This is a genomic window from Aurantimonas sp. A2-1-M11 (assembly GCF_036549475.1).
Lineage (GTDB): Bacteria > Pseudomonadota > Alphaproteobacteria > Rhizobiales > Rhizobiaceae > Aurantimonas.
The window spans coordinates 13203-36688 of record NZ_JAZHLI010000024.1 but is presented as its reverse complement, the minus strand read 5'-3'; the positions used below and the strand labels follow the sequence as shown (position 1 = coordinate 36688).

The window sequence follows — 23486 nt, the reverse complement described above, 5'->3', positions numbered from 1 at the left end:
GTGTCATGAACATTTCCGGAACATCACACCCTTCGGAGAGACATCATGGATACTGCAAATGCCAAGGTCGACACGGGCTCCAACACCGAAAAGGACCCGGAAGAGTGGACGACGGGCGGCGAGCCGATGACCGGTGCCCAAGCGTCCTATCTCAAGACGCTCTGCGAGGAGACCGGCCAGCCCTTCGACGACACGCTGAGCAAGGCGGATGCGTCGATCCTGATCGACAAGCTGCGCGCCGAAAGCGATCGGGTGAAGAGCGCCGGCTGATCCGGCCCCTGCACAGCGGCGCGGGCGGCCGACGCTGCCCCGCCGCAGCGTTCGCATTCCGGCGGCCCGCCGCGCCATGAACGGTGCCGGCGGATCGCCCCACCCGGAAGGGTTCATCCTGGCCAATACGGCGGTCCTGTCGCCGCCGCACGTTCCCGAAATCCGGCTGCATCTCGCCGACGAGGCGCATGATCTGTGGCTGAAGACGGAGGACGAGCTGAACGCCATCGGCCTGCCGCCGCCCTTCTGGGCATTTGCCTGGGCCGGCGGACAGGCGCTGGCCCGGCACGTCCTGGATCATCCCGCTCTGGTGCGCGGCCGGCGCGTCGCCGACTTCGCAACCGGCTCGGGACTGGTCGCGATCGCCGCGGCGCGATCCGGCGCAGCCGCCGTCACCGGCTACGACATCGACCCCTTCTGCGCTGCCGCCACCCGTCTCAATGCCGATCTGAATAACGTCGAAGTCGCCTTCGATGGCCGCGACCGGGTGGGGGAAAGTATGGATGCCGACCTGCTGCTGGCCGGCGACGTCTTCTTCGACGCCGCCATGGCGCGGCGGATTGCGCCATGGTTCGACCGGCTCGTCGCCGATGGCGTGGAGGTCCTCGTCGGCGATCCCGGCCGCGCCTATCTGCCGTCGGACCGCGTCGTGCGGCTTTCGACCTACGCGGTGCCGGTCACCCGCGCGCTGGAAGATGCCGAGATCAAGCGGACCAATGTCTGGCGGTGGAAGGGCGCCTAGCGGTCAGGCACCCACGTGATCCGCGACGGTCCTGCCAGGCAGAGGCCGTCAGGCGGCGGCGGCCGCCTTGCGCTTGGTCAGCCGCACGGGAATCGACTTGGCCGCCGGCACATGCGCCCGGCGCGAATGGTGCCAGAGCGGCATCAGGGCGTTCAGCTCCGGATAATAGCCGCCGCAATTGCCCTTGGGGATCGACCAGGTGTGCACCCGGTAATCCTCCACCTTCCGCACGATCCCGTCGTCGGTATGGGTCTCGACATCGACCCGGTCGTCGTCGCGCAGGCCGAGACGCTGCATGTCCTCCGCGTTCATCAGGATCACCATGCGCGTGCCGGACACGCCGCGCAGGCGGTCGTCATAGCCGTAGATCGTGGTGTTGAACTGGTCGTTGGAGCGCAGCGTCATCAGCTTGAGGACATCGGCATTGCTCGTGTCGATGTCGGGATCGACGTCGAAGGTCTCCGGCGTCAGGAAGTTCGCCTTGCCGGTGTCGGTCCGCCAATCCCGGTAGCAGGCGCCGATGTCGCGGTGGAAGCCGCCGGGCGTGCCCATCCGGCGGTTGTAGTCCTTGAAATCGACCGGATAGGCGCGCTCGATGGCGTCGCGGACCTTGGAATAGTCGCCCACCCATGCGTCCCACGGCACGGTCGACTTGCCGGGCACCAGCGCCTTGGCCAGTTCACCGACGATCTTCGGTTCCGACAGGAGCTCCCGGGACGCCGGTTCGCGCTCGCCGAGGGACGCATGGATGCAGGCGGTGGAATCCTCCATCGACACGGTCTGCGGACCGCTCGCCTGCACGTCGCGCTCGATGCGGCCGATGCAGGGCAGGATGTAGTTGATCTCCGAAGTGAGCAGGTGATTGCGGTTCAGCTTGGTGGAGATCTGCACGTTGAGGCGCATGCGCCGCCAGGCTTCCTCCATGCGGGCCGTATCGGGAATGGCGCGGGAGAAATTGCCGCCGAGCGCGACGAAGGCCTTCACCGAGCCGTCGAGGATGCCCTCGCAGGTTCCCACCGTGTCGAGCCCGTCCTCCTTGGGAACGGTGAAGTTGTAGAGCGTCTCGAAGGTCTCCACCGGAATCAGCTTCGGCTTCTCGGTGATGCCGACCGTGCGCTGGCCCTGCACGTTGGAATGGCCGCGGATCGGCGAGATGCCGGCGCCCGGCTTGCCGATCATGCCGCGCATCAGGAGGAGATTGACCAGCATCTGGACGTTCTCGATGCCGTGCCGGTGCTGGGTGAGGCCCATGCCGTAATTGGCGATGACCTTCTCGGCCTTGGAATAGACCCGGGCGACGTGTTCCAGATCGTCGCGGTACAGGCCGCAGCAGCGCTCGATCTCGCTCCAGTCCGCGTTCCGCACGAAGCGCTCGTACTCCTCGAAACCGTGGCTGTGCACCGAGATGAAGTCGACGTCGAGAACACGGGGACGACCCGCCTCCCTGGCGGCGTCGTCGAGGGCGAAGACCGCCTTGGCGATGCCCGCGATCGCGGCGACGTCGCCGCCACCGCGCAGCTGGTAATAGTCGCTCGACATCCTGGTCCCCTCGTCCGGGGACAGCATTTCCATCGGCGATTGCGGGTTCTTGAAGCGCATCAGGCCGCGCTCCAGCACCGGGTTGAAGGTGATTACCGGCGCGCCGCGCTTGCGCGCCTCCTGCACCCAATGCAGCAGGCGCGGCGCATTCGTCCCGGTGTTGTGGCCGAAGAAGAACATCATGTCGCACTGCTCGAAATCATCGAGCGTCACGGTCCCGACCGGCGAACCAATCGACTCCGGCAGGCCGACCGAAGTCGATTCGTGGCACATGTTCGAGGAATCGGGCAGGTTGTTCGACCCGTAGATGCGGGTCATCAATTGCCACATGTGCGAGGTCTCGAGCGCGGCACGACCCGAGACGTAGAAGACCGCGGATTTTGGATCGAGGGCGTTGAGTTCGGCCGCGATCTCGCGGAAGGCGTCCGCCCATTTCACCGGCACATACTGGTCGAGCGTGTGGTCGTAGCGCATCGGGGTCGTCAGCCGCCCCTGCTTCTCCAGGTCGTGGTCCGTCCACTCCAGAAGCTCGCTCACCTTGTGCCGGGCGAAGAACTCGCGGTCGCAGCGCTTCGGCGTTGTCTCCCAGATCGTCGCCTTGGCGCCGTTCTCGCAATATTCGAAAGTGTGGGGATCGGCCGGCTTGGCCCAGGAGCAGGACACGCACTGGTAGCCGTCGGCCTTGTTCTGCCGCTGCATGGTCGCCCAGAGCGTCGACGCCAGCATCCCCTCCGCCTTGGCGTGGGAGAGGAGCGACTTGACCGAGCCCCAGCCGCCGGTCGGCTGGTCGTACTGCTCGATCATCGGCTTGTCGGTGTTCTCGCTGCGGTCCATGTCCGTCTCCTGCAAGCTCGGCCCGGCCCGGGCGGTCACTCCGCACGAGAGCCCGGGCGTTTGCGAGCAACACGAAAGGTCCGGGGTGGTTGCATGGCGATCGCTGGGATCGATGCTGCGGACTGCATCCTCGGCCAAAGACGGCAATCGGTCTCGGAAATCTTGGCAAGACGATTCAAACCGTTAGGACGGACCTTGCGCCACTTCCCGGTCGGATGGCGCTTTAACGTCGCACCGTCAGGCGCGCGCCAAGCGCCAGGAAGGGCGCAAGCCGCAGCATGTCGGATGGGGAGACCGCGACGCAGCCTTCCGTCGGCAGATAGCCGGGCTTGGCGACATGCAGGAAGATCGCACTGCCCCGGCCGCGTGTCCGCTGGCGGATATTCCAGTCGAGAACCACGAGAAAATCGTACAGCCGGTCGGCCCTGGCCAGACGTTCGGCGCTCGCCGGAAACGGCAGCCGGACATGGCGGTTATAGGCCGCGTGATCGGCCGCATCGCACCAAGCGTCGACATCGGCGCGAATCCGCCGGATCGCCAGCCGCGCGCCCGGGCGCACCATGCGGCCCGGCCGGTGCCAGGCGGACAGGAGTGCCATCGAAGCGACCGGCGTCGCACCATCGCCCTCGCGCTTGAAGATCGTGGTGCCGGACCGCCCGAGCGCGCAGCGCAGGCGCAGCGGGCCTGCCGCCAGTATGCCGCGACGCCTGTCGCCCGGCGCCCGCCGGACCGTCAGAACGGGCTTTTTTTTTGGAATCATTCGCAACGGGCCCCTGACACGGCGGAAAAGCGGCCTATGTCTATCACGAATTGTTACAGCCGCGTGCCGCACCGGCGGCAGACGGCATGGAAAATCGGGCAACGATTCCGCATGAGCGTACGCAGCATTCTCATCGTCGATGACGACACGGATCTCAGGCAGACCTTGGCCGACCAGCTCTCCCTGCACGAGGAGTTCACGGTCCTTCAGGAGCCCGACGCGACCAAGGGCATCAATGCCGCGCGCGCCGGGTTGATCGACCTCGTGGTGATGGATGTCGGCCTGCCCGACATGGATGGCCGCGAGGCGGTGAAGGTCCTGCGCAAGACCGGCTTCAAGGCGCCGATCATCATCCTCACCGGCCAGGACACCGATTCCGATACGATCCTCGGTCTCGAGGCCGGCGCCAACGACTACGTCACCAAGCCGTTCCGCTTCGCCGTCCTCCTGGCCCGCATCCGCGCCCAGTTGCGACAGCACGAGAACAGCGAGGACGCGACCTTCCAGGTCGGACCGTACATCTTCAAGCCAAGCCAGAAGATCCTGCTCGACGACAAGGGCGGCAAGGTCCGCCTGACCGAGAAGGAGACGGCGATCATCCGCTATCTCTACCGCGCCGACCGCCGGGTGATCACCCGCGACGTGCTTTTGGAAGAGGTGTGGGGCTACAATTCGGGCGTCACCACCCACACGCTGGAGACCCATGTCTACCGGCTGCGCCAGAAGATCGAGGCCGACCCGTCCAATGCGCGGATCCTGATCACCGAATCCGGCGGCTACAAGCTCGTTCCCTGACGACGGCCGGCGCGATGTCCTGCTGACGGCCGGCCGGCACCGCCGGATCGGGGGCCCATGCGCGAGTTCCCTTCAATTGCCTGCTCCGCTATAGGTTTTCGCTAACGGTCGCGTCACGGGCTACCAGAGCCCGGCTGCGCCGGGGGAAACGAAACGACGGGCAGCCGAAGCTGCGACGGCGCTGAGCAGGCATGCCGTCGCGAAGCCGGCAGGAGATCGGTGCGCCGACCACATGAGTCTCGAAAGCGACATCGCCGTCCTTCGCAACGTGCCCCTGTTCGAGGATCTGCATGCCGACCAGCTGCGGCTCCTGGCCTTCGGCGGCGAGCACCGGCGGCTGCACCGCGACGAATTCGTCTTCCGCGAGGATGCCCGCTCCGACGCGGGCCTGGTAATCGTGTCGGGCGAGATCGCATTGTTGCGCGGCCGGCCGGAACGACAGGTCATCGTCGGCACATACGGCCCCGGCACGCTTCTGGGCGAGTTGGCGCTGATCACCGAGACCCGCCGCCCGGCCAGCGCCAGGACGCTGACCGACTGCGAGCTGATCCGCATCACCCGGCCGCTGTTCCGGCGCATGCTGGAGGAATATCCCGACTACGCCGCCGGGCTGCATGCCAAGCTGAAGGCGCGCCTGACCGAGATGACCGGCAACATCCTCGCCCTGGAGACGCGGTTCACGCGCTGATACCGGCGCTTGCGGCGCGCCGACGCGCCCCTCAGCCGAGTTCGAAGCTTGCCAGCACAGGGACATGGTCGGAGGGCCGTTCCCAGCTGCGCGCCTCGCTCATGACGTCGATCGCGGTGAGCACCGGGGCGAGGTCCTGCGATCCCCAGATATGATCGAGGCGCCGGCCGCGGTTGGAGGCGGCCCAGTCCTTGGAGCGGTAGCTCCACCAGGTGAAGAGCGGCTCGTCCACCGGGATGTGGTGGCGCATCAGGTCGGTCCAGCGCCCGTCGCCCTGCGCGCGCAAGAGCCCCTCGCATTCCACCGGCGTGTGCGAGACCACCTTCAGCAGCTGCTTGTGCGACCAGACATCGGTCTCGAAGGGCGCGATGTTGAGATCGCCGACCAGGAGCGAGGACACCCCCGGTTCGGCCTCCGCGCTGACCAGCCGCATCTCCTCGATGAAGTCGAGCTTGTGCCGGAACTTGATGTTGACCTGCGGATCCGGCTCGTCGCCACCGGCCGGGACGTAGAAATTGTGCACCCGCAGCCGGCGCCCGCCGATCGTCAGCCGCGTCGACAGGTGCCGCGCATCGCCGATCCTGCAGAAATCCTGCCGGACGATGTCGTCGAAGGGCTGCTTCGAGATGGTGGCGACGCCGTGATAGCCCTTCTGGCCGTGGATCGCGATGTGCGGGTAGCCCAGCGCCTTGAATGCCTTTTCCGGGAACTGGTCGTTCGGGCACTTGGTCTCCTGCAGGCACAGGATGTCCGGCTGCCGTTCCTCCAGAAGCCGTTGCACCAGCGGCATGCGCAGGCGCACCGAATTGATGTTCCAGGTGGCGATGGTGAAGGGCATGGACGGTTCCGGCGGGGGTGGAGGGGTCGGGCTCCCGCTTAGGCGGCCCGTTCAAGCCAGGCAAGCCTTGCCCGCAAACGCAAGCCGGCGCCGCATGATGCGGCGCCGGCTTCGGTGATCGTTTCGACCAGTATCGCAGGCGCTGGCGCAGGGCCAACGGACCCGTCTCGATCCGTGCCTACTGGCCGGTCTGGCCCTGGGCGATCGCGGTATAGGGGATCTTGAAGGTCGAGTCCGCGATGTCGCCGCCATGCTGGACGTTGTAGATCATCACGGTGGTGTCCTTGCCCTGCTGGTCGCGGATCGTCCACTGCTTCAGCTCGTAGTTCTTCGGGTCGAACATCAGCGTGATGCGCGAATTGCCGAAGATCGAGCTGTCGCCCATGACGATCGTCGTCAGGTCCGGCTCTTCCTTGACGCTCTGGATGTTCGCCTGGGACAGGTCGATCCGGCGGTCGAGGAGCAGCTTGAGCGGCGTCTTCGACAGGGGATAGGTGTCCCAGGTGTTCAGCTTCCTGTTGTTGATCGCCACGGTCGAGCCGTCGGCGATCACCCGCAGCGGCTGCTGGGTGTAGTCGAAGCGCACCTTGCCGGGCTTCTCGATGTAGAACTTGCCCTCGGTCTGCCGGCCGTTCGGGTCGAACTGCACAAAATCGCCGTGCATCGAGGGAATGCCGGCGAAGTGATCGGCGATCTGCTGCGCGCCGGCCTGCGCCGCGGCGGGGCCGGCCGCCATCGGCCCGCAGGCGGCCGCGATGGCAAGCGTCGCCGCCAGCGCACGAGTCGTGGCGTAGCGCGAGATGATGTCGAATGTCTTGGCCATGGTGATGGATACTTCCCTTGTTCCGAAGTCCGCCCTTCGTCTCATGGAGATGATATAGGGTCCCGGCGCAGTTTTCGCGCGGGGACCCTCTCCTTGGCCGACAGTCTGGCCGAGCAATGGGGCGCGCATGCGGCGCGCGCGCCCATGCTGTCGTCCCGCCCAAGCGGGCGATCACATGCGGTCGTCTTCGGTCGGCACCAGGATTTCGCGCTTGCCGGCATGGTTGGCAGGGCCGACGACCCCTTCGCGCTCCATCCGCTCGATGATCGAGGCGGCGCGGTTGTAGCCGATGGACAGCCGGCGCTGGACGTAGCTGGTCGAGGCCTTGCCGTCGCGCAGGACGATCGCCACGGCCTGGTCGTAGAGGTCGGCGCCCTCGTCCGGCTCGCCGCCGCTGCCCGATCCGCCGGCGGACCCGCCGTCGCCGCCGTCTTCCTCGTCTTCCTCCAGGATCGAGTCCAGATAGTCCGGCACGCCCTGGCTCTTCAGATGCGCCACGATGTCCTCGACCTCGCTGTCGTCGACAAACGGGCCGTGGACGCGCTGGGTGCGGCCACCGCCCGCCATGAACAGCATGTCGCCCATGCCCAGCAGCTGCTCGGCGCCCTGCTCCTGCAGGATGGTGCGCGAATCGATCTTCGACGTCACCTGGAAGGAGATGCGGGTCGGGAAGTTCGCCTTGATCGTGCCGGTGATGACGTCGACCGACGGACGCTGGGTCGCCATGATGACGTGGATGCCGGCGGCACGGGCCATCTGGGCGAGGCGCTGGACGGTGCCCTCGATGTCCTTGCCGGCGACCATCATCAGGTCGGCCATCTCGTCGATGATGACGACGATGTAGGGCAGCGGCGACAGGTCGAACTCCTCGGTCTCGAAGATCGGCTCGCCGGTCTCGCGATCGAAGCCGGTCTGGACGGTGCGCGAGATCGTCTCGCCCTTTTCCATGGCGCTCTTCACCCGGGCATTGAAGCCGTCGATGTTGCGCACGCCGACCTTCGACATCTTGCGGTAGCGGTCCTCCATCTCGCGGACCGTCCATTTCAGCGCCACGACCGCCTTCTTCGGGTCGGTGACCACCGGCGCCAGCAGGTGCGGGATGCCGTCATAGACCGACAGTTCCAGCATCTTGGGGTCGATCATGATCAGGCGGCACTCGGCCGGGGTCATCCGGTAGAGCAGCGACAGGATCATGGTGTTGATCGACACCGACTTGCCCGAGCCGGTGGTACCGGCGACCAGAAGGTGCGGCATCTTGGCGAGGTCGGCGATCACCGGTTCGCCGCCGATCGTCTTGCCCAGCGCCAGCGGCAGCTTGGCCTTGTTCTGGATGAAGGCGTCCGAGCCGATCATCTCGCGGAAATAGACCGTGTCGCGGCGCTGGTTCGGCAGTTCGATACCGATGGCGTTCTTGCCGGGAATGACGGCGACGCGTGCGGCGATGGCGCTCATCGAACGCGCGATGTCGTCGGACAGGCCGATGACGCGGGAGGACTTGATGCCCGGTGCCGGCTCCAGCTCGTAGAGGGTGACGACCGGGCCCGGCCGCACCTCGATGATTTCGCCCTTCACGCCGAAATCCTCCAGCACGCCTTCGAGCAGCCGCGCATTTTCCTGCAGGGCTTCCGGGGACAGCGAGGAATCGCGGCTGCGCGGCTTGGGCGGCGTGAGGAACTCGATCGATGGCAGTTCGAAGCGCACCGGGTCGGCGAGCGTGGTGGCCGGCTTCAGCGCGGTGGCGCGGCCGGAACCGGTGCGCAGCCGCTGCTGCTCGGCGGTGACGTTGGCCTGGGGCACGACACGCACGCCGGCATCAGGCTGCGGCGGCTGGGCGGGCCGCTGCGGCCGTCCCTGCCCGCCCTGGCCTTCGGTCGGGCCGACACGGGGCTCGGCGCGGGCCGCATCGGGCTTTTGCGTCTTGCGGCCGGGAAAGGCGACGATATTGCCGGCCAGGAGCCCGCGCCAGCCGCCGTTCTCGTCGGGAATCGGCGCGGCGTTGGGCGAAACCCGGTCGTCGGGGCCGACCACCATGGCGTCGTCGGCCAGCGCCACGTCGCCGTCGTCGAACGTGCCGTCATAGGGATCGGCGTCCTGGCCCTGCGAAGCGGCCTGCCAGTCGCCCTCCATGCCGTCACCGTCCTCGGGATAGTCGGCCATGGGATCGTGGTAGCCGGTGCCGGTCTCCTCCTGGACCGCGACGCGAATTTCGCGATCGGTGCGCATCTGCGGCTGCGGCGGCGCGTAATCCTCGTCCTGCCAGTCGTCGAAGCGGTCGCCGAATTCCACTGGCTGGCGGGCAGCACGCCGCGCCTCCAGATGCCGCTGGACCGACGAGCGGACCGAATAGGCGGTATGGGCGAGCGCGCCGATGGCGAGCGCCAGGCGGCTTTCGCCGGCCTCCTCGTCGTCCTCGTCGTCGACGACCCGCCGCCTTGCGTCGGTCGCAGGCTTCGGCCGGTTGCGATCGATCAGACCCGCGCCGTTGAGGAACAGCCAGCCGGCGGGCGCCGCGATCATGGCAGCGAAGACGAGGCCGAGCAGGCCGCCCGGATAGGCGCCGGTCGCAAGCGCGGGGAATTTCAGCACGATGTCGCCGGCCACGCCGCCAAGACCGATCGGCAGCGGCCAGCCGGACGGCGCCGGCAGGCAGCCGAGCGCCGCCGAGGCGAGCACGATGCCCGCCAGCGCGTACCACGCCCGCCGCCAGATATGGTCGACGGACCGGCCCGACAGGAACAGCAGCCCCCAGATCGCCGGCAGCGCGACGAGCAGCGCCGCGCCGAGCCCGAAGATCTGCATGGCGAGGTCGGCGACCACGGCGCCGGCCGGTCCCGCCCAGTTCTCCACCATGTTCTGGTTGGACTGGCTGAGCGACGGATCGCTGACCGTCCAGGTGGCGCAGGCGAGCCCCAGATAGCCGGCCAGGCCGATCAGCCCTGCCGCGCCGCAGAGTTCGCCCTGCCGCCGGATGAAGGAGGTTTGGCTGCCGCCATTCGCCGTCGATGCCATGGTGTCCTGCCTGTCTCGTCGTCGCAGACCGGCCGAAACGGCAGGTCCGCTGCTTGCCGCGGAGAGTAGGGCCCGGCTGGTTAAGACCCCTTTAAGCTTAAGGGGTTGTTGCGCCGTCCGGCCGATTGCAGCGCCGCGACGGTGCCCTGCCACCATCCCGGCAGGAGGCCGGAGATCTCGCCGTTCTGTCGGGCCGGCACCATCATGCGGCCAGCCGCCTCAAACGACGACGGGGACAGGCTCGCGCCTGTCCCCGTGCAAAACGCGCCGGCGTGATGGCTCAGGAGTGGTAGGCGACCTCGCCGTGATAGGAGAGGTCGAGCCCCTGGCGCTCGGCATCGGCCGACGGGCGCAGCCCGATGGTCATGTCGACGACCTTGTAGAGAATCGCCGAGATGACGCCGCACCACACGATGGTGACGAGGACCGCCCAGATCTGGGTCGTGGTCTGGGCGACGATGGAGAAATCCTCGCCGCCGGTGCCGCCCAGCCAGGGCGCGGTGAAGATGCCGGTGCCGATCGCCCCGACGATGCCGCCGACGCCGTGAATGCCGAAGACGTCGAGGCTGTCGTCATAGCCGAGCTTGTTCTTCACGACACCCACGAAGAAATAGCAGATACCGCTGGCAATCGCGCCCAGGACGATGGCGCCGACCGGCCCGACCGTGCCGCAGGCCGGCGTGACGGCGACGAGACCCGCCACGATGCCGGACGCAGCGCCCAGCATCGAGGCCTTGCCCCGCATCATGGTCTCGATCACGCACCAGGCGACCAGCGCGCCGGCCGTGGCGGTGAAGGTGTTGAGCATGGCCAGCACCGCGCCGGCAGTCGATTCCAGGTTGGAGCCGGCATTGAAGCCGAACCAGCCGACCCACAGGATCGAGGCACCGACCATGGTCAGCGTCATCGAATGCGGAGCCATCATGTCGCGGCCGAGCCCGGCGCGCTTGCCGACGAACAGGCAGCCGACAAGGGCCGCGATTCCGGCATTCACATGAACAACGGTGCCGCCGGCGAAGTCGAGCGCACCCCAGTTGAAGATCAGGCCCGAACTGTCCCACACCATGTGGGCGATCGGGAAATAGACCAGCGTCACCCACAGGATGGTGAACAGCACGACGGCCGAGAACTTGATGCGCTCGGCGAAGGCACCGACGATCAGCGCCGGAGTGATGACCGCAAAGGTCATCTGGAAGGCGATGAACAGATATTCGGGCAACGCGACGCCGTCGGTGAAGGTCGCGGCCGTGGAATCGACCGTCACGCCGGCCAGGAACAGCTTGCCCAAGCCGCCCCAGTAGGGGCTAGTGCCGCCCCCGAAGGCCATGGAATAGCCCCAGGCCACCCAGACGATCATCACCACCCCGGCAATGATCGTGCACTGCATCAGCACCGACAGCATGTTCTTGGCGCGCACCAGGCCGCCATAGAACAGCGCCAGGCCCGGCAGGGTCATGAACAGCACCAGGAGCGTCGCCGTCATCATCCAGGCGACGTCGCCCTTGTCGATCACGGGGGCCGCGGCCGCGTCGGCTACCGTCGCGTCCTGCGCCAGCGCCGGCACCGCAAGGGCGGCGGCGAGGCCAAGCCCGGCGGCAAGGGTGGATATCTGTCGGGATAAGCGGGGGATGGACACCATGTCGGTCTACTTTCCAGAACGCACCAGAGGACGGGCCGGGAACGTCAAGGCGTTCCCCGCCGCAGACAATCAAAAGTCGTGCCATTTCAGGTCGTGCGGCTGCCGGCTGCGGAATGGCCGATGCCGCGCCTCGCTGCGGCCAAGCGGTCGGAATCTGCCTGCCAGGTAAGCAGGGTGCTGGTTATTCAGGCAGAGCGATGACCCGTGAGATGGCCTGCGCCAGACGCGAAAAAGGGGGCCGCGCGGGCCCCCTTCTCATCATGCGTGGCAGTCCTGGTTCAGGCGCGGCCGACCGAGAATTCCGGGTAGGCCTCGACGCCCACCTCGGTGCGGTCAAGGCCGAGGGCCTCTTCCTCCTCGCTGACACGGATGCCCATCACCGCCTTCAGGATCGCCCAGATGACGAGGCTGACGACGAAGGTGAAGACACCGTAGGCGAGGACGCCGATGAACTGCACGGTGAAGCTCGTCTCCGCATTGGTCAGCGGCACGGCCATGGTGCCCCAGATGCCGGCGAGGAGATGGACCGGGATGGCGCCCACCACGTCGTCGATCTTCAGCTTGTCGAGCAGCGGCACCGCGAAGACCACGATCACGCCACCGACGGCACCGATCAGGATCGCCGCCAGCGGCGACGGCTGCAGCGGCTCGGCGGTGATCGACACGAGGCCTGCCAGGGCGCCGTTCAGCACCATGGTCACGTCGACCCGCTTGTAGACGACCTGCAGGAGGATCATCGCGGCCACCACGCCACCGGCAGCGGCCAGGTTGGTGTTGGCGAAGATCCGCGAGACATCGGAGACGTCGCTGATCGTGCCCATGGCGAGCTGCGAGGCACCGTTGAAGCCGAACCAGCCGAGCCACAGGATGAACGTACCCAGCGTCGCCAGCGGGATCGACGAACCCGGCATTGCCACGCCGCGGCCGTCAGCGGCAAAGCGGCCCTTGCGTGCACCCAGGAGCAGCGCGCCCGCCAGCGCGGCCCAGCCACCGACCGAATGGACGAGGGTGGAACCGGCGAAGTCGGAGAAGCCCATCACCGAGAGCCAGCCTGCGCCCCACTGCCAGGAACCGGCGATCGGGTAGATGAAGCCGGTCAGGATGACGGTGAAGGCGAGGAACGGCCACAGCTTGATGCGCTCGGCCAGCGTGCCGGAAACGATCGAAGCGGCGGTGGCCACGAACACCATCTGGAAGAACCAGTCGGAGGCCGTCGAATAGCCGGTCGCCAGGTTGTTGCCGCCCACCGGATCGAAGCTGTAGGTGCCGAAGGAGCCGAAATAGCCGCCGTCGACGCCCGTATACATGAGGTTGTAGCCGACGATCCAGTACATGATGCCGGCGATGGAATAGAGCGCGATGTTCTTCAGGCACTGCATCGAGACGTTCTTGGAACGCACGAGGCCGGCCTCGAGCATGGCGAAGCCGGCCGCCATCCACATCACCAGGAAGCCGCCGATGAGGAACAGCAAGGTGTTGAAGATGTAGGCGACATTCGGCTCGGCAGCGTAGGCGACGGCTGCCGCGGCAGCCCCGGAGCCCTGTCCCGCCGCTTCGACGGCCGCGGGTGCGGCGTCCTGGGCGAAGGCGGCGGTGGCCGCCAGGCCGGTCAGCGTGCCGGCGGTGAATAGGAGTTTCGTGAACTTCATGGTCCGGTCGCTTCCTCTCAAAGTGCGTTGACGTCGACTTCGCCGGTCCGGATGCGGACCGCCTGATCGATGCCGAAGACGAAGATCTTGCCGTCGCCGATCTGGCCGGTCTTGGCAGCAGCCTGGATGGCCTCCACCGTCCGCTCGACCAGGTCGACCGCGACCGCGACCTCGATCTTGAGCTTCGGCAGGAAGCTGACGGCATATTCGGTGCCGCGGTAGATCTCGGTGTGGCCCTTCTGGCGCCCGTATCCCTTGACCTCGGTGACCGTCAGGCCCTGGACGCCTATGCCGGTCAGTGCTTCGCGCACCTCGTCCAGCTTGAATGGCTTGATGATCGCCATCACGATTTTCATGTTCACCTCGAACCTTGGGCGGCTGGGAGCACCGCCGAGTTGAGCCAGCGAATGCCGGGAGCGTCATGCGCCCGACGGTTGACTGTCTTTAAGGAAACAAGGTCCGTGCCAATTGGCGCGCGCAGGCGCTCCTTGCGCGATTTTTCCGGGCAAGGTAGGTCCGCCGCCATTTTTTCAGGCAGACCTTCGCCGCCCGGCCAGCACAATCTGCGTGCAAAACGGGAAAATTTGATGAATTTCTAGGCAGACGGCTCGCGGCGCGGGCGGATCAGGCCTTCCTGTGCGACCGAAGCGGTCAGGATGCCGTCGGCCGAATAGAGCGAGCCGCGGGTGAGGCCCCGTGCCCCCGACGAGGACGGGCTGTCCTGGGCATAGAGCAGCCAGTCGGAAACCCGCATTGGCCGGTGGAACCACATGGCGTGGTCGAGGCTGGCCGCCTGGATGCGCTTGTCGAAGACCGACAGCCCATGGGCGAAGAGCGAGGTGTCGAGCAGGGTCATGTCCGACAGATAGGCCAGCACCGCCGCGTTCAGCGCCCGGTCGTCTCCGATCTCGCCCGGGCATCGGACCCAGACCCGCTGTACCGGCTCCAGCTTCTCCTGCGTCAGGTAATGATCGAAGGAGATCGGCCGGAACTCGATCGGCCGGGGCCGCTCCCAGTACCGGCGCACGGCTTCCGGCGCCCGTTTCAGGATGGTCTGGTTGAGGTCCTCGCCGTGGGGCACCTCGTCCGGCCCCGGCACGTCCGGCATGGTCGCCTGGTGGTCGAGCCCCTCCTCGTCCTTCTGGAACGAGGCCGAGAGCGAGAAGATCGCGTGGCCATGCTGGATGGCGACGACGCGGCGGGTGGTGAAGGAGCCGCCGTCGCGGATCCGGTCGACATCGTAGATGATCGGTGTCGCCGGATCGCCCGGCCGCATGAAGTAGGAATGCAGCGAATGGCAGAAGCGGTCGGCGGGCACCGTGCGCTGGGCGGCGACCAGCGCCTGGGCGATCACCTGGCCGCCGAAGACCCGCTGCCAGCTCTGGTCCGGGCTGGTGCCGCGGAAGAGGTTCTCCTCGATCCGCTCCAGGTCGAGGGTCTGGAGGAGCTTTTCAACGGCCTCGGTCATCCTAGATTCACTCCTGTAGGGGGACAGATCCGCCGCCCGTCGCCTGATCCGGCGTTGCACCAGAAACCGGCAGATGGTCAACCGGTTTCGGATCGAGTCTGCCCCGCTGCGTCCGCGCGCGTGCGCGATATCAGGAGCCTTGCATGTCCGACGACACTCTCGCCGAATCCCCGATCGAGCACGCCGACATCGTCGTCGCCGGTGCCGGCTATGTCGGCCTGACCACGGCGGTGGCGATCGCAGACGCGGCGCCGTGGCTGAAGATCGTCCTTGTCGATGCCGCGCCCGAGGGCGTCTGGCAGCGCGACGGCCGCGCCTCGGCCGTTGCCGCCGCCGCGATCCGCATGCTGGAGCAGCTCGGCATCTGGCAGGACGTGGCCGACGAGGCGCAGCCGATCACCGAGATGATCGTCACCGATTCCCGCACCTCCGATCCGGTTCGGCCGGTGTTCCTGACCTTCGGCGGCGAGGCGCGGCCGGGCGAGCCCTTCGCCCACATGCTGCCGAATGTCGCGCTCAACGGCGCCCTGCGCAAGCGCGCCGCCGCTCTCGGCATCGCGATCCGTCCCGGCACGGCCGTGTCCGGCATCGACCCGAAGACCGCGTCGATCGGCGTGAAATTCGCCACCGGCGGCGCCATCGAGGCGCGGCTTCTCGTCGCCTGCGACGGTGTGCGCTCGGCCATCCGCGACATGGCCGGCATCGGCACCGTCCACTGGGATTACGGCCAGTCGGGCATCGTCGTCACCGTCGCCCACGAACGCCCGCACAACGGCCGCGCCGAGGAGCATTTCCTGCCCTCCGGCCCCTTCGCCATCCTGCCGCTGAAGGGCAATCGCTCCTCGCTGGTCTGGACCGAGCCGACGCGCGAGGCCGAGCGCCTCATCGCCGCCGACGACATGATGTTCGAGCTGGAACTGGAGCAGCGCTTCGGCCACAAGCTGGGCGCGCTGACGGTCGAGGGCGGCCGCCGGGCCTTCCCGCTCGGCCTGACCCTCGCCCGCGACTTCGTGCGCCCGCGCGTCGCGCTGGCCGGGGACGCCGCCCACGGCATCCACCCGATCGCCGGCCAGGGGCTCAATCTGGGCTTCAAGGACGCCGCAGCCCTGGCCGAGACCGTGGTCGAGGCCGCCCGCCTCGGTCTCGACATCGGCGCCCTCGACACGCTGCAGACCTACCAGCGCTGGCGGCGCTTCGACACCGTGCAGATGGGCGTGACCACCGACATCCTGAACCGGCTCTTCTCCAACGACAGCGGCATCCTGCGCGCGGCGCGCAGCTTCGGCCTGTCGCTGGTCGACCGCACGCCGCGGCTGAAGGATTTCTTCATCGGCCAGGCTGCCGGGCTGCACTCCGGTGCTTCGCCGCGGCTCCTGCAGGGTGAGCCGATCTGAGGCGTCCGCGCCGCGATCGGGCCCCTTCGCGGGGCGTCTGGAACGATTCTATCGCCCCCGCGCCCTGCGGCAGCAAATTCTTCCTCCCCGCGCCAGCCCTTGGCAATGGCCGCCGCCGATCGCCGGATCGAATGCGCCTATGTAGGTGGAACGCTGCCGGGCCTTCCGGGCCGATCTTCAAGGGAGCATGCGATATGGCGAAGGATCACCGCGCAGGATCGAAGGTCCGGGGCGACAAGTTGCCGGCCATCGTGATGGCCAATCATCTCCTGGAAGGCGACGTGGTCTTCCTGACCACGAAGGGCTGGACGCTCGACCCTTCGCTGGCGCGCGTTGCCTACGATGCCGAGACGGCCGACGCCATGGAGGCCGAGGGCAAGGCGGCCCTAGCCGCCAATCTGGTGGTCGATCCCTATCTTGTACCCGTCGACATCGCCGGCTCCGGACTGCCGGTCGCCCGGCATTTCCGCGACGCCATGCGCCAGAAGGGCCCGTCGATCCATCCGGACATGGGCAAGCAGGCCGAATACGACACGCCCGCCTGACACCGGCGCGCAGCACGCGCCACCCGTGACGAGGCGGCCGGCCGGGCCGGCACCAAGGCGAGCTTGAAGAGGACACAGCATGTATCGCTATGACGAGTTCGACGAAGAGTTCGTACGCGAACGCGTTGCCCAGTTCCGCGGCCAGGTGGCCCGGCGCCTGGATGGCTCGCTTTCGGAGGACGAGTTCAAGCCGCTGCGCCTGAAGAACGGCCTCTATCTCCAGCTCCACGCCTACATGCTGCGCATCGCCGTGCCCTACGGCACGCTGAGCTCGAACCAGCTGCGCCAGCTCGCCGACATCGCCGAGACCTATGACAAGGGCTACGGCCACTTCACCACGCGCCAGAACCTGCAGTTCAACTGGCCGAAGCTGAAGGACGTGCCGGAGATCCTCGACAAGCTCGCCGACGTCGAGATGCACTGCATCCAGACCTCGGGCAATTGCATCCGTAACGTCACGGCAGACCAGTTTTCCGGTGTCGCCGCCGACGAGGTGGAGGATCCGCGTCCGACCGCCGAGCTGATCCGCCAGTGGTCGAGCCTGCATCCCGAATTCACCTGGCTGCCGCGTAAGTTCAAGATCGCCGTCACCGGCGCCGAGCACGACCGAGCGGCGATCATGGTGCACGACGTCGGCCTGAAGCTGAAGCGCGGGCCCGCCGGCGAGCCCGGCTACGAGGTCGTCGTGGGTGGCGGTCTCGGGCGCACGCCGATGATCGGCAAGATCGTCCGAGACTTCCTGCCGAAGGACGAGCTGCTCGCCTATCTCGAGGCGATCATGCGCGTCTACAATTCGGAAGGCCGGCGCGACAACAAGTTCAAGGCGCGGGTGAAGATCCTCGTCCACGAGACCGGCGAGGAGGAATTCCGCCGCCGGGTCGAGGCCGAATACGCCCGGCTCGACGGCCCCACGGTCAACGCGCCCGAGGAAGAGGTCGCGCGCATCGCCGCCTATTTCGCGCCGCCGGCGTATGAAGCGTTGCCGGACACCTCCGAGACGCTGGACGCCGCGCGGCGCGCCGATCCCGGCCTCGACCGCTTCGTCGAGCAGAACGGTTTTGCCCACAAGCAGCCGGGCTACATCGCGCTGACCGTGTCCCTGAAGGCGATCGGCGAGGTGCCGGGCGACATGTCCGACGCGCAGATGCGCGTCTTCGCCGACATCGCCGAGCGCTATTCCCTTTCGGAGCTGCGCGTCACCCACGCGCAGAACCTCGTCCTTCCCTACGTGAAGAAGGACGATGTGCCGGCGGTGTATGCGGCGCTGAAGGCGGCGGGCCTGGCGACGGCCAATGCCGGCCTCGTCACCGACATCATCGCCTGCCCCGGTCTCGATTATTGTGCCCTGGCCACGGCCAAGTCGATCCCGATCGCCCAAGAGATCGCCCGCACCTTCGAGGACGAGGCCCGCCAGCGCGACATCGGACCCCTGCCCATCAAGATCTCGGGCTGCATCAATGCCTGCGGCCACCACCATGTGGGCGCCATCGGCATTCTGGGCCTCGAGAAGGCCGGCAAGGAAAACTACCAGATCACCGTCGGCGGCGACGCCACGGAGAATGCTGCCCTCGGCGAGCGTCTGGGTCCCGGCATCGACGCCGAGGACGTGCCGGGCGCCATCGAGAGCATCGTCGCCGTGTATCTCGACGAGCGCCAGGACGGCGAGGAGTTCATCCAGACCGTGCGCCGTGCCGGTCTGGAGCCGTTCAAGGCCGGCTTCACCGCCTATATTGCTGCGCGGCAGGCGGCGACGGAGCCTGCCGAATGACCCTGATCGCCAGCACCGGCGAAACGCCGGACACCTATCGGCGCGTCGACAGCCTCGAGGCGGCCTTGGAAGCGAACGATCGGGTGATCGTGCCGCTCGCTCTCGCCCAGGCCGCCGCGGGCCAACTCGCCGACCGCCGCTTTGGCCTGTCGGTCTCCAATCACGCGCCGGTCGAGGAGATCGTGCCGTTCCTGGAGACTGTGGATCTGGTGGCGGTGGAGTTTCCGGCCTTCTCCGACGGGCGCGGCCTGTCTTTGGCCAAGCGCCTGCGCCGGGCGGGCTTCACCGGCACGCTGCGCGCGTCCGGTCCGCTGATCGCCGACCAGTTCGCCGATGCGCTGGCCTGCGGCTTCGACGAGGTAGAACTGCCCGAGACCATGGCCAACCGCCAGCCAGTCCAGCAGTGGATGGAGGCCAAGGACACGATCAGCCGCCACTACCAGAACGGCTACGGGAACGACCGCAGCATCCTCCAGAAGCGGCTGGCCGCCCGCGAGGCATGAGACGATGACCGAGACCCTGCCAGACCTGGCCGCGACGCTGAACCGGGACTTTGCCTGCCGGACGCCGCTCGAACGCCTGCAGGCGATGGTCGAGCGCGTCGATGGCCCCGTCGTCTTCACTACCAGCCTCGGCATCGAGGACCAGATGATCACCCACCTGATCTTCACCCACGATCTGCCGATCCGGGTGAAGACGCTGGACACCGGCCGGCTGTTTCCCGAGACCTACACGCTCTGGCGCGAGACCGAGGAAAAGTACGGCCGGCGCATCAAGGCGATGTACCCGCAGGCCGAGGCGCTCGAGGCGCTGGTCGACGACCAGGGCATTGACGGCTTCTACTACGCGCCGGAATTCCGCAAGAATTGCTGCGGCGTGCGCAAGGTCGAGCCGCTCGGGCGGGCGTTGGCGGGCGCCGCGGGCTGGATCACCGGCCTGCGCCGCGACCAGTCGGCCAACCGCTCCGACATGGATTTCGTGTCCTTCGACGGCGCCCGCGGGCTGGTCAAGGCAAACCCGATCTTCGACTGGACGCGCGACCGCATCGCCGCCTTCACCGCCGCCGAAGGCGTGCCGGTGAACGCCCTGCACGCGCAGAACTTCCTGTCGATCGGCTGCGCCCCCTGCACCCGCGCCATCCGCCCGGGAGAGCCCGAGCGGGCCGGACGCTGGTGGTGGGAAGAAGAGACCAGGCGCGAATGCGGACTGCATGTCGACGATGACGGCCGTCCCGTGCGCGCCGACAACAACCGTCCCGCCGAAGGGGACGCGGCCTTCGAAAGGCTCCCCCAATGAAGCACATGACCCATCTGCAACGGCTGGAGGCCGAGTCGATCTTCATCATCCGCGAGGTTGCGGCGACCGCCGACAACCCGGTGATGCTGTATTCGATCGGCAAGGATTCGGCCGTCATGCTGCATCTGGCCATGAAGGCCTTTGCCCCCGGCAAGCCGCCCTTCCCGCTGCTCCATGTCGACACGACCTGGAAGTTCCGCGAGATGATCGAGTTCCGCGACCGGCGGGCGCGCGAACTGGGCCTGAACCTCATCGTCCACACCAACGAGGAGGGCGTGCGCGCCGGCATCGGCCCCTTCGCATCGGGCAGCCGCGTGCACACCGAGGTGATGAAGACCCAGGCGCTGAAGCAGGCGCTCGACAAGTACCAGTTCGACGCGGCCTTCGGCGGCGCCCGCCGCGACGAGGAGAAGTCCCGCGCCAAGGAGCGGATCTTCTCCCTGCGCTCGGCCGAGCACCGCTGGGACGCCAAGAACCAGCGGCCCGAGCCCTGGCGGCTGTTCAACACCCGCAAGAAGAAAGGCGAGAGCTTCCGCGTCTTCCCGCTGTCCAACTGGACCGAGCAGGACGTGTGGGACTACATCGCGCTGGAGAGCATCCCGGTGGTGCCGCTCTATTTCGCCAAGTCCCGGCCGATCGTGCGCCGCGACGGCGCGCTGATCATGCGCGACGACGAGCGCATGGAACTGCGCCCGGGCGAGACCGTAGAGAACATGATGGTCCGCTTCCGAACGCTCGGCTGCTACCCGCTGACCGGCGCGGTGGAATCCGAGGCGACCGACCTCAAGGACATCATCTCCGAAATGCGGGGCTCCCGCACTTCCGAGCGCCAGGGCCGGGTCATCGACCAGGATTCCGGCGCCTCGATGGAAGAGAAGAAGCAGGAAGGCTATTTCTGACATGACCATCGCCGTGCAGAAACGCCCCCGCGAGGATGAGGATGCAGTCGACACCTCCCTCGCCGGCCATGCCAATCCCGCCATCATTGCCGAGGACGAACGCTTCGCAGGCCCTGCGCCCGACGACGGCGACGTGGAGATCATCGATCCGCAGGCCGCCATCCGGCCCGCCTTGGCGCCGGCGGCATCCCTGCTGCGCTTCATCACCTGCGGGTCGGTGGACGACGGCAAGTCGACCCTGATCGGGCGCCTGCTCTACGAGACCAACGCGGTCTTCGACGACCAGCTGGACGCGCTGACGCGCGATTCGCGCAAGTTCGGCACCACCGGCGAGGATCTCGATTTCGCCCTGCTCGTCGACGGCCTGTCGGCCGAGCGCGAGCAGGGCATCACCATCGACGTCGCCTATCGCTATTTCTCGACCGGCAACCGCGCCTTCATCATCGCGGACACGCCCGGCCACGAGCAGTACACCCGCAACATGGCGACCGGCGCCTCCCAGGCCGAGCTCGCCATCATCCTGGTCGACGCGCGCAAGGGCATCCTGCCCCAGACCCGGCGGCATTCCTTCATCACCTCGCTCGTCGGCATCAAGAGCGTCGTGATCGCCATCAACAAGATGGATCTCGTCGATTTCAGCCAGGAGCGCTTCGAGGCGATCCGTCGCGACTACGAGGCGATCCTGCCCCAGCTCGGCTTCACCGACGTCTCCTACGTGCCGCTCTCGGCCAAGAACGGCGACAACATCGCCGCGCCCTCGCCCCGCATGCCCTGGTATGACGGCGAGACGCTGCTGCAGCGGCTGGAGACGGCGACGCCGGACACCTTCGATGCCGGCTCGGCGCCGTTCCGCCTGCCTGTGCAGTGGGTCAACCGGCCCAATCTCGACTTCCGCGGCTTTGCCGGCACCATCGTCGGCGGCCGCGTCACTCCCGGCGACGAGATCGTCGTCATGCCGGGCCGCCGCACCACGCGCGTCAAGGCGGTCTGGGGCCCGGACGGCGAGGTCGCGGGCGCCGAGGCCGGCGAGGCGGTCACCCTGACCCTTGCCGACGAGGTCGACGTATCGCGCGGCGACGTGCTCGTGGGGCCGTCCGACACGATCGCGGACCAGAAGATCGTGACTGCCGACATCCTCTGGATGGCCGACCGGCCGCTGATCTCCGGGGGACGCTTCGTGGCGCGCCTCGCCACCTCGACGACGCCTGCCGCGGTGCGCAGCCTCGACAATGCGGTCGACATCCACACCTTCGAATCCGGCCCGGCCAACGTTCTCCTGATGAACGAGATCGGCCAGATCACCCTCGGCTTCGACCGGCCGGTGGTGGCGACCACCTATGAGGAAAACCGCGAACTCGGCTCCTTCATCCTGATCGATCCGCTGACCAACGAGACCATGGCGCTCGGCATCGTGCGCAAGGTGGCGGAGGAAGGCGAGATCGCGGACAGTGCGCCCGCCGAACAGCCGGTCTCCGCCATGGCACGGGCCAGGGCGCTGTGGTTCGGCGCCGAAGGCGAAATCCCGAGTCACCATGGGGCGCTGATCCGCTACCGGGCCGCCGGCGCGGCACTCGTCGCCGTCCTCGCGCTCCTGTTCGGGCTGGGGCTTGGCTTCGCCATCCTCCTTGCGGTGCTCGACTTTGCCCTGCGGCCGCTTCTCGCCCGCCTGACGGGCGCCGTAGGCGCCCCCGACCACGGCCGGCCCGACCCGACGAGCGTCGGCGACGGTGCGGGCATCTGATGGCGGCAGGAACGGCCTGCGAGAACCGCGGCGACGGATCCGGCACCCAGCGTGCCCGGCCCGCGCAGCGCAGGCGCCGTCGGGTGCCGCTGATCGAACTGGCCCTGCTCGCCGCCTCCATGGCGGTCTGCGCGGCCTTCGTGCTGGGCTATGTCGGGTAGAGGGCCGTGCGCCCGGCATGACGCGCAAGTGACGATCGGATCATCTGAGTTCAAGCTTCTGTGCGCCCGGGAGCGGCGCTCCACCTTTCGCCATTCATCGGTGCGGCGGGGAGATGGTCACGGAATGGCCCCTGCCCGCAAATCGTCCCTGAATGAGCACACCCCAGTCACGTCGGTGCCATGTGCCGCGTCGAGTCTCGCGGCCATGGACGGATCGGAGCCTTCGATCCGCATCGACGGAGTGACCACATGAAGACCACCCTTCTCGCAGCGACCATGCTCGGCTTCGCCGCCGGCGGCGCCTTTGCCCAGGAAGCCCAGACCGCCCCGCAGACGACCCCGACCTGCGCCGAGGCCCTGACCCAGATCGAATCGCTGCTCGGCCAGGCCGACCAGGCCGGCCTGGAGATCGAGACGGCCGAAGGCCACGTCGAGACGGCCCGCGCGGCGCAGGGCTCCGAGGATGAGGAAGCCTGCATCCGCGCCCTCGTCATGGCGCAGAACGACGTGCTGGCACAGGCCCAGCAGGCCGGCGCCGTACCGCAGACGCAGCAGCAATAGGCCGCTCCATAGACTAGGCAACGAAAAGGGCCGGCGCAGCAGCGTCCGGCCCTTTTTCATGTCGCGG

The 23486-nt window shown here is 67.5% G+C and carries 22 protein-coding genes; 13 read left to right on the top strand and 9 right to left on the bottom strand.

The genetic code is table 11. The features are described 5' to 3' along the window. Nucleotides 1-45: 45 nt before the first annotated feature. On the top strand, nt 46-270 hold the full coding sequence (locus VQ042_RS12750) for a DUF3072 domain-containing protein (RefSeq protein WP_331819801.1): 225 nt from the start codon (nt 46-48) through the stop codon (nt 268-270). Between the two features lie 76 nt (nt 271-346). Continuing rightward, entirely contained in the window at nt 347-1012 is a 666-nt protein-coding gene (locus VQ042_RS12745; protein ID WP_331819799.1) for a class I SAM-dependent methyltransferase, read from the top strand. Between the two features lie 48 nt (nt 1013-1060). On the opposite strand, the gene VQ042_RS12740 is transcribed toward VQ042_RS12745, so the two are convergent. Together VQ042_RS12740 and VQ042_RS12735 are read right to left on the bottom strand one after the other, a co-directional pair. Continuing rightward, entirely contained in the window at nt 1061-3385 is a 2325-nt protein-coding gene (locus tag VQ042_RS12740; protein ID WP_331819797.1) for an FdhF/YdeP family oxidoreductase, read from the bottom strand. A gap of 223 nt (nt 3386-3608) precedes the next feature. Further along, nucleotides 3609-4145, bottom strand: coding sequence for a L,D-transpeptidase family protein (locus VQ042_RS12735; RefSeq protein ID WP_331819796.1), 537 nt, complete (start codon nt 4143-4145; stop codon nt 3609-3611). Nucleotides 4146-4256: 111 nt separating this feature from the next. On the opposite strand from VQ042_RS12735, the gene VQ042_RS12730 reads away from it, so the two are divergent. Beyond that, on the top strand, nt 4257-4940 hold the full coding sequence (locus VQ042_RS12730) for a response regulator transcription factor (RefSeq protein ID WP_331819795.1): 684 nt from the start codon (nt 4257-4259) through the stop codon (nt 4938-4940). Nucleotides 4941-5172: 232 nt separating this feature from the next. Continuing rightward, nucleotides 5173-5628, top strand: a complete 456-nt coding sequence (locus VQ042_RS12725; protein WP_331819793.1) for a cyclic nucleotide-binding domain-containing protein — start codon at nt 5173-5175, stop codon at nt 5626-5628. A 31-nt stretch (nt 5629-5659) separates the two neighbouring features. Here VQ042_RS12725 and VQ042_RS12720 read toward each other — a convergent pair whose 3' ends face one another. From VQ042_RS12720 to tesB, 7 genes are all read right to left on the bottom strand, one after another. Next, nucleotides 5660-6466 (bottom strand): exodeoxyribonuclease III, encoded by an 807-nt coding sequence (locus VQ042_RS12720; RefSeq protein WP_331819791.1) that lies wholly within the window; start codon nt 6464-6466, stop codon nt 5660-5662. 178 nt (nt 6467-6644) lie between these two features. After that, a complete protein-coding gene (locus VQ042_RS12715; RefSeq protein ID WP_442880075.1) occupies nt 6645-7289 on the bottom strand; it encodes an outer membrane lipoprotein carrier protein LolA in 645 nt (214 codons plus the stop codon). A gap of 171 nt (nt 7290-7460) precedes the next feature. Continuing rightward, the gene (locus tag VQ042_RS12710; protein ID WP_331819789.1) at nt 7461-10298 is read right to left on the bottom strand and encodes a DNA translocase FtsK; all 2838 of its coding nucleotides are present in this window, start codon (nt 10296-10298) and stop codon (nt 7461-7463) included. Nucleotides 10299-10578: 280 nt separating this feature from the next. Further along, nucleotides 10579-11937, bottom strand: a complete 1359-nt coding sequence (locus tag VQ042_RS12705) for an ammonium transporter (RefSeq protein ID WP_331819787.1) — start codon at nt 11935-11937, stop codon at nt 10579-10581. A gap of 278 nt (nt 11938-12215) precedes the next feature. Continuing rightward, nucleotides 12216-13586 (bottom strand): ammonium transporter, encoded by a 1371-nt coding sequence (locus VQ042_RS12700; RefSeq protein ID WP_331819785.1) that lies wholly within the window; start codon nt 13584-13586, stop codon nt 12216-12218. Between the two features lie 17 nt (nt 13587-13603). After that, a complete protein-coding gene (locus VQ042_RS12695) occupies nt 13604-13942 on the bottom strand; it encodes a P-II family nitrogen regulator (RefSeq protein ID WP_331819783.1) in 339 nt (112 codons plus the stop codon). 239 nt (nt 13943-14181) lie between these two features. Further along, entirely contained in the window at nt 14182-15054 is an 873-nt protein-coding gene (gene tesB, locus VQ042_RS12690; protein WP_331819781.1) for an acyl-CoA thioesterase II, read from the bottom strand. A 143-nt stretch (nt 15055-15197) separates the two neighbouring features. Between tesB and VQ042_RS12685 the strand changes: the two genes are divergently transcribed. The 9 genes from VQ042_RS12685 to VQ042_RS12645 all read left to right on the top strand — a co-directional run bounded on the left by VQ042_RS12685 (nt 15198) and on the right by VQ042_RS12645 (nt 23419). Continuing rightward, nucleotides 15198-16448 (top strand): ubiquinone biosynthesis hydroxylase, encoded by a 1251-nt coding sequence (locus VQ042_RS12685; RefSeq protein WP_331819779.1) that lies wholly within the window; start codon nt 15198-15200, stop codon nt 16446-16448. 194 nt (nt 16449-16642) lie between these two features. Further along, the gene (locus tag VQ042_RS12680) at nt 16643-16993 is read left to right on the top strand and encodes a DUF2849 domain-containing protein (RefSeq protein WP_331819777.1); all 351 of its coding nucleotides are present in this window, start codon (nt 16643-16645) and stop codon (nt 16991-16993) included. Nucleotides 16994-17072: 79 nt separating this feature from the next. Continuing rightward, a complete protein-coding gene (locus VQ042_RS12675; protein ID WP_331819775.1) occupies nt 17073-18761 on the top strand; it encodes a nitrite/sulfite reductase in 1689 nt (562 codons plus the stop codon). Next, nucleotides 18758-19264 (top strand): DUF934 domain-containing protein, encoded by a 507-nt coding sequence (locus tag VQ042_RS12670; RefSeq protein ID WP_331819773.1) that lies wholly within the window; start codon nt 18758-18760, stop codon nt 19262-19264. The genes VQ042_RS12675 and VQ042_RS12670 overlap by 4 nt, the downstream gene beginning before the upstream one ends. Nucleotides 19265-19268: 4 nt before the next feature. Continuing rightward, complete coding sequence (locus tag VQ042_RS12665) at nt 19269-20057, top strand: phosphoadenylyl-sulfate reductase (RefSeq protein ID WP_331819771.1); 789 nt, start codon at nt 19269-19271, stop codon at nt 20055-20057. Beyond that, nucleotides 20054-20956, top strand: a complete 903-nt coding sequence (cysD, locus tag VQ042_RS12660) for a sulfate adenylyltransferase subunit CysD (protein ID WP_331819769.1) — start codon at nt 20054-20056, stop codon at nt 20954-20956. The genes VQ042_RS12665 and cysD overlap by 4 nt, the downstream gene beginning before the upstream one ends. A gap of 1 nt (nt 20957) precedes the next feature. After that, nucleotides 20958-22697, top strand: a complete 1740-nt coding sequence (gene cysN / locus VQ042_RS12655) for a sulfate adenylyltransferase subunit CysN (protein WP_331819767.1) — start codon at nt 20958-20960, stop codon at nt 22695-22697. Then, nucleotides 22697-22858 (top strand): hypothetical protein, encoded by a 162-nt coding sequence (locus VQ042_RS12650; RefSeq protein ID WP_331819765.1) that lies wholly within the window; start codon nt 22697-22699, stop codon nt 22856-22858. Before cysN ends, VQ042_RS12650 begins: the two co-directional genes overlap by 1 nt. Nucleotides 22859-23107: 249 nt before the next feature. Next, the gene (locus tag VQ042_RS12645) at nt 23108-23419 is read left to right on the top strand and encodes a hypothetical protein (protein ID WP_331819763.1); all 312 of its coding nucleotides are present in this window, start codon (nt 23108-23110) and stop codon (nt 23417-23419) included. The last annotated feature ends 67 nt before the right edge of the window (nt 23420-23486 follow it).

Coding starts and splice junctions, on each gene's coding strand:
- VQ042_RS12730 (WP_331819795.1), top strand. CDS start 4,257: ATGAGCGTACGCAGCATTCTCATCGTCGATGACGACACGGATCTCAGG.
- VQ042_RS12685 (WP_331819779.1), top strand. CDS start 15,198: ATGTCCGACGACACTCTCGCCGAATCCCCGATCGAGCACGCCGACATC.
- VQ042_RS12735 (WP_331819796.1), bottom strand. CDS start 4,145: ATGATTCCAAAAAAAAAGCCCGTTCTGACGGTCCGGCGGGCGCCGGGC.
- VQ042_RS12675 (WP_331819775.1), top strand. CDS start 17,073: ATGTATCGCTATGACGAGTTCGACGAAGAGTTCGTACGCGAACGCGTT.
- VQ042_RS12650 (WP_331819765.1), top strand. CDS start 22,697: ATGGCGGCAGGAACGGCCTGCGAGAACCGCGGCGACGGATCCGGCACC.
- VQ042_RS12715 (WP_442880075.1), bottom strand. CDS start 7,289: ATGGCCAAGACATTCGACATCATCTCGCGCTACGCCACGACTCGTGCG.
- tesB (WP_331819781.1), bottom strand. CDS start 15,054: ATGACCGAGGCCGTTGAAAAGCTCCTCCAGACCCTCGACCTGGAGCGG.
- cysD (WP_331819769.1), top strand. CDS start 20,054: ATGAAGCACATGACCCATCTGCAACGGCTGGAGGCCGAGTCGATCTTC.
- VQ042_RS12680 (WP_331819777.1), top strand. CDS start 16,643: ATGGCGAAGGATCACCGCGCAGGATCGAAGGTCCGGGGCGACAAGTTG.
- cysN (WP_331819767.1), top strand. CDS start 20,958: ATGACCATCGCCGTGCAGAAACGCCCCCGCGAGGATGAGGATGCAGTC.
- VQ042_RS12700 (WP_331819785.1), bottom strand. CDS start 13,586: ATGAAGTTCACGAAACTCCTATTCACCGCCGGCACGCTGACCGGCCTG.
- VQ042_RS12645 (WP_331819763.1), top strand. CDS start 23,108: ATGAAGACCACCCTTCTCGCAGCGACCATGCTCGGCTTCGCCGCCGGC.
- VQ042_RS12745 (WP_331819799.1), top strand. CDS start 347: ATGAACGGTGCCGGCGGATCGCCCCACCCGGAAGGGTTCATCCTGGCC.
- VQ042_RS12695 (WP_331819783.1), bottom strand. CDS start 13,942: ATGAAAATCGTGATGGCGATCATCAAGCCATTCAAGCTGGACGAGGTG.
- VQ042_RS12720 (WP_331819791.1), bottom strand. CDS start 6,466: ATGCCCTTCACCATCGCCACCTGGAACATCAATTCGGTGCGCCTGCGC.
- VQ042_RS12750 (WP_331819801.1), top strand. CDS start 46: ATGGATACTGCAAATGCCAAGGTCGACACGGGCTCCAACACCGAAAAG.
- VQ042_RS12705 (WP_331819787.1), bottom strand. CDS start 11,937: ATGGTGTCCATCCCCCGCTTATCCCGACAGATATCCACCCTTGCCGCC.
- VQ042_RS12670 (WP_331819773.1), top strand. CDS start 18,758: ATGACCCTGATCGCCAGCACCGGCGAAACGCCGGACACCTATCGGCGC.
- VQ042_RS12740 (WP_331819797.1), bottom strand. CDS start 3,385: ATGGACCGCAGCGAGAACACCGACAAGCCGATGATCGAGCAGTACGAC.
- VQ042_RS12725 (WP_331819793.1), top strand. CDS start 5,173: ATGAGTCTCGAAAGCGACATCGCCGTCCTTCGCAACGTGCCCCTGTTC.
- VQ042_RS12710 (WP_331819789.1), bottom strand. CDS start 10,298: ATGGCATCGACGGCGAATGGCGGCAGCCAAACCTCCTTCATCCGGCGG.
- VQ042_RS12665 (WP_331819771.1), top strand. CDS start 19,269: ATGACCGAGACCCTGCCAGACCTGGCCGCGACGCTGAACCGGGACTTT.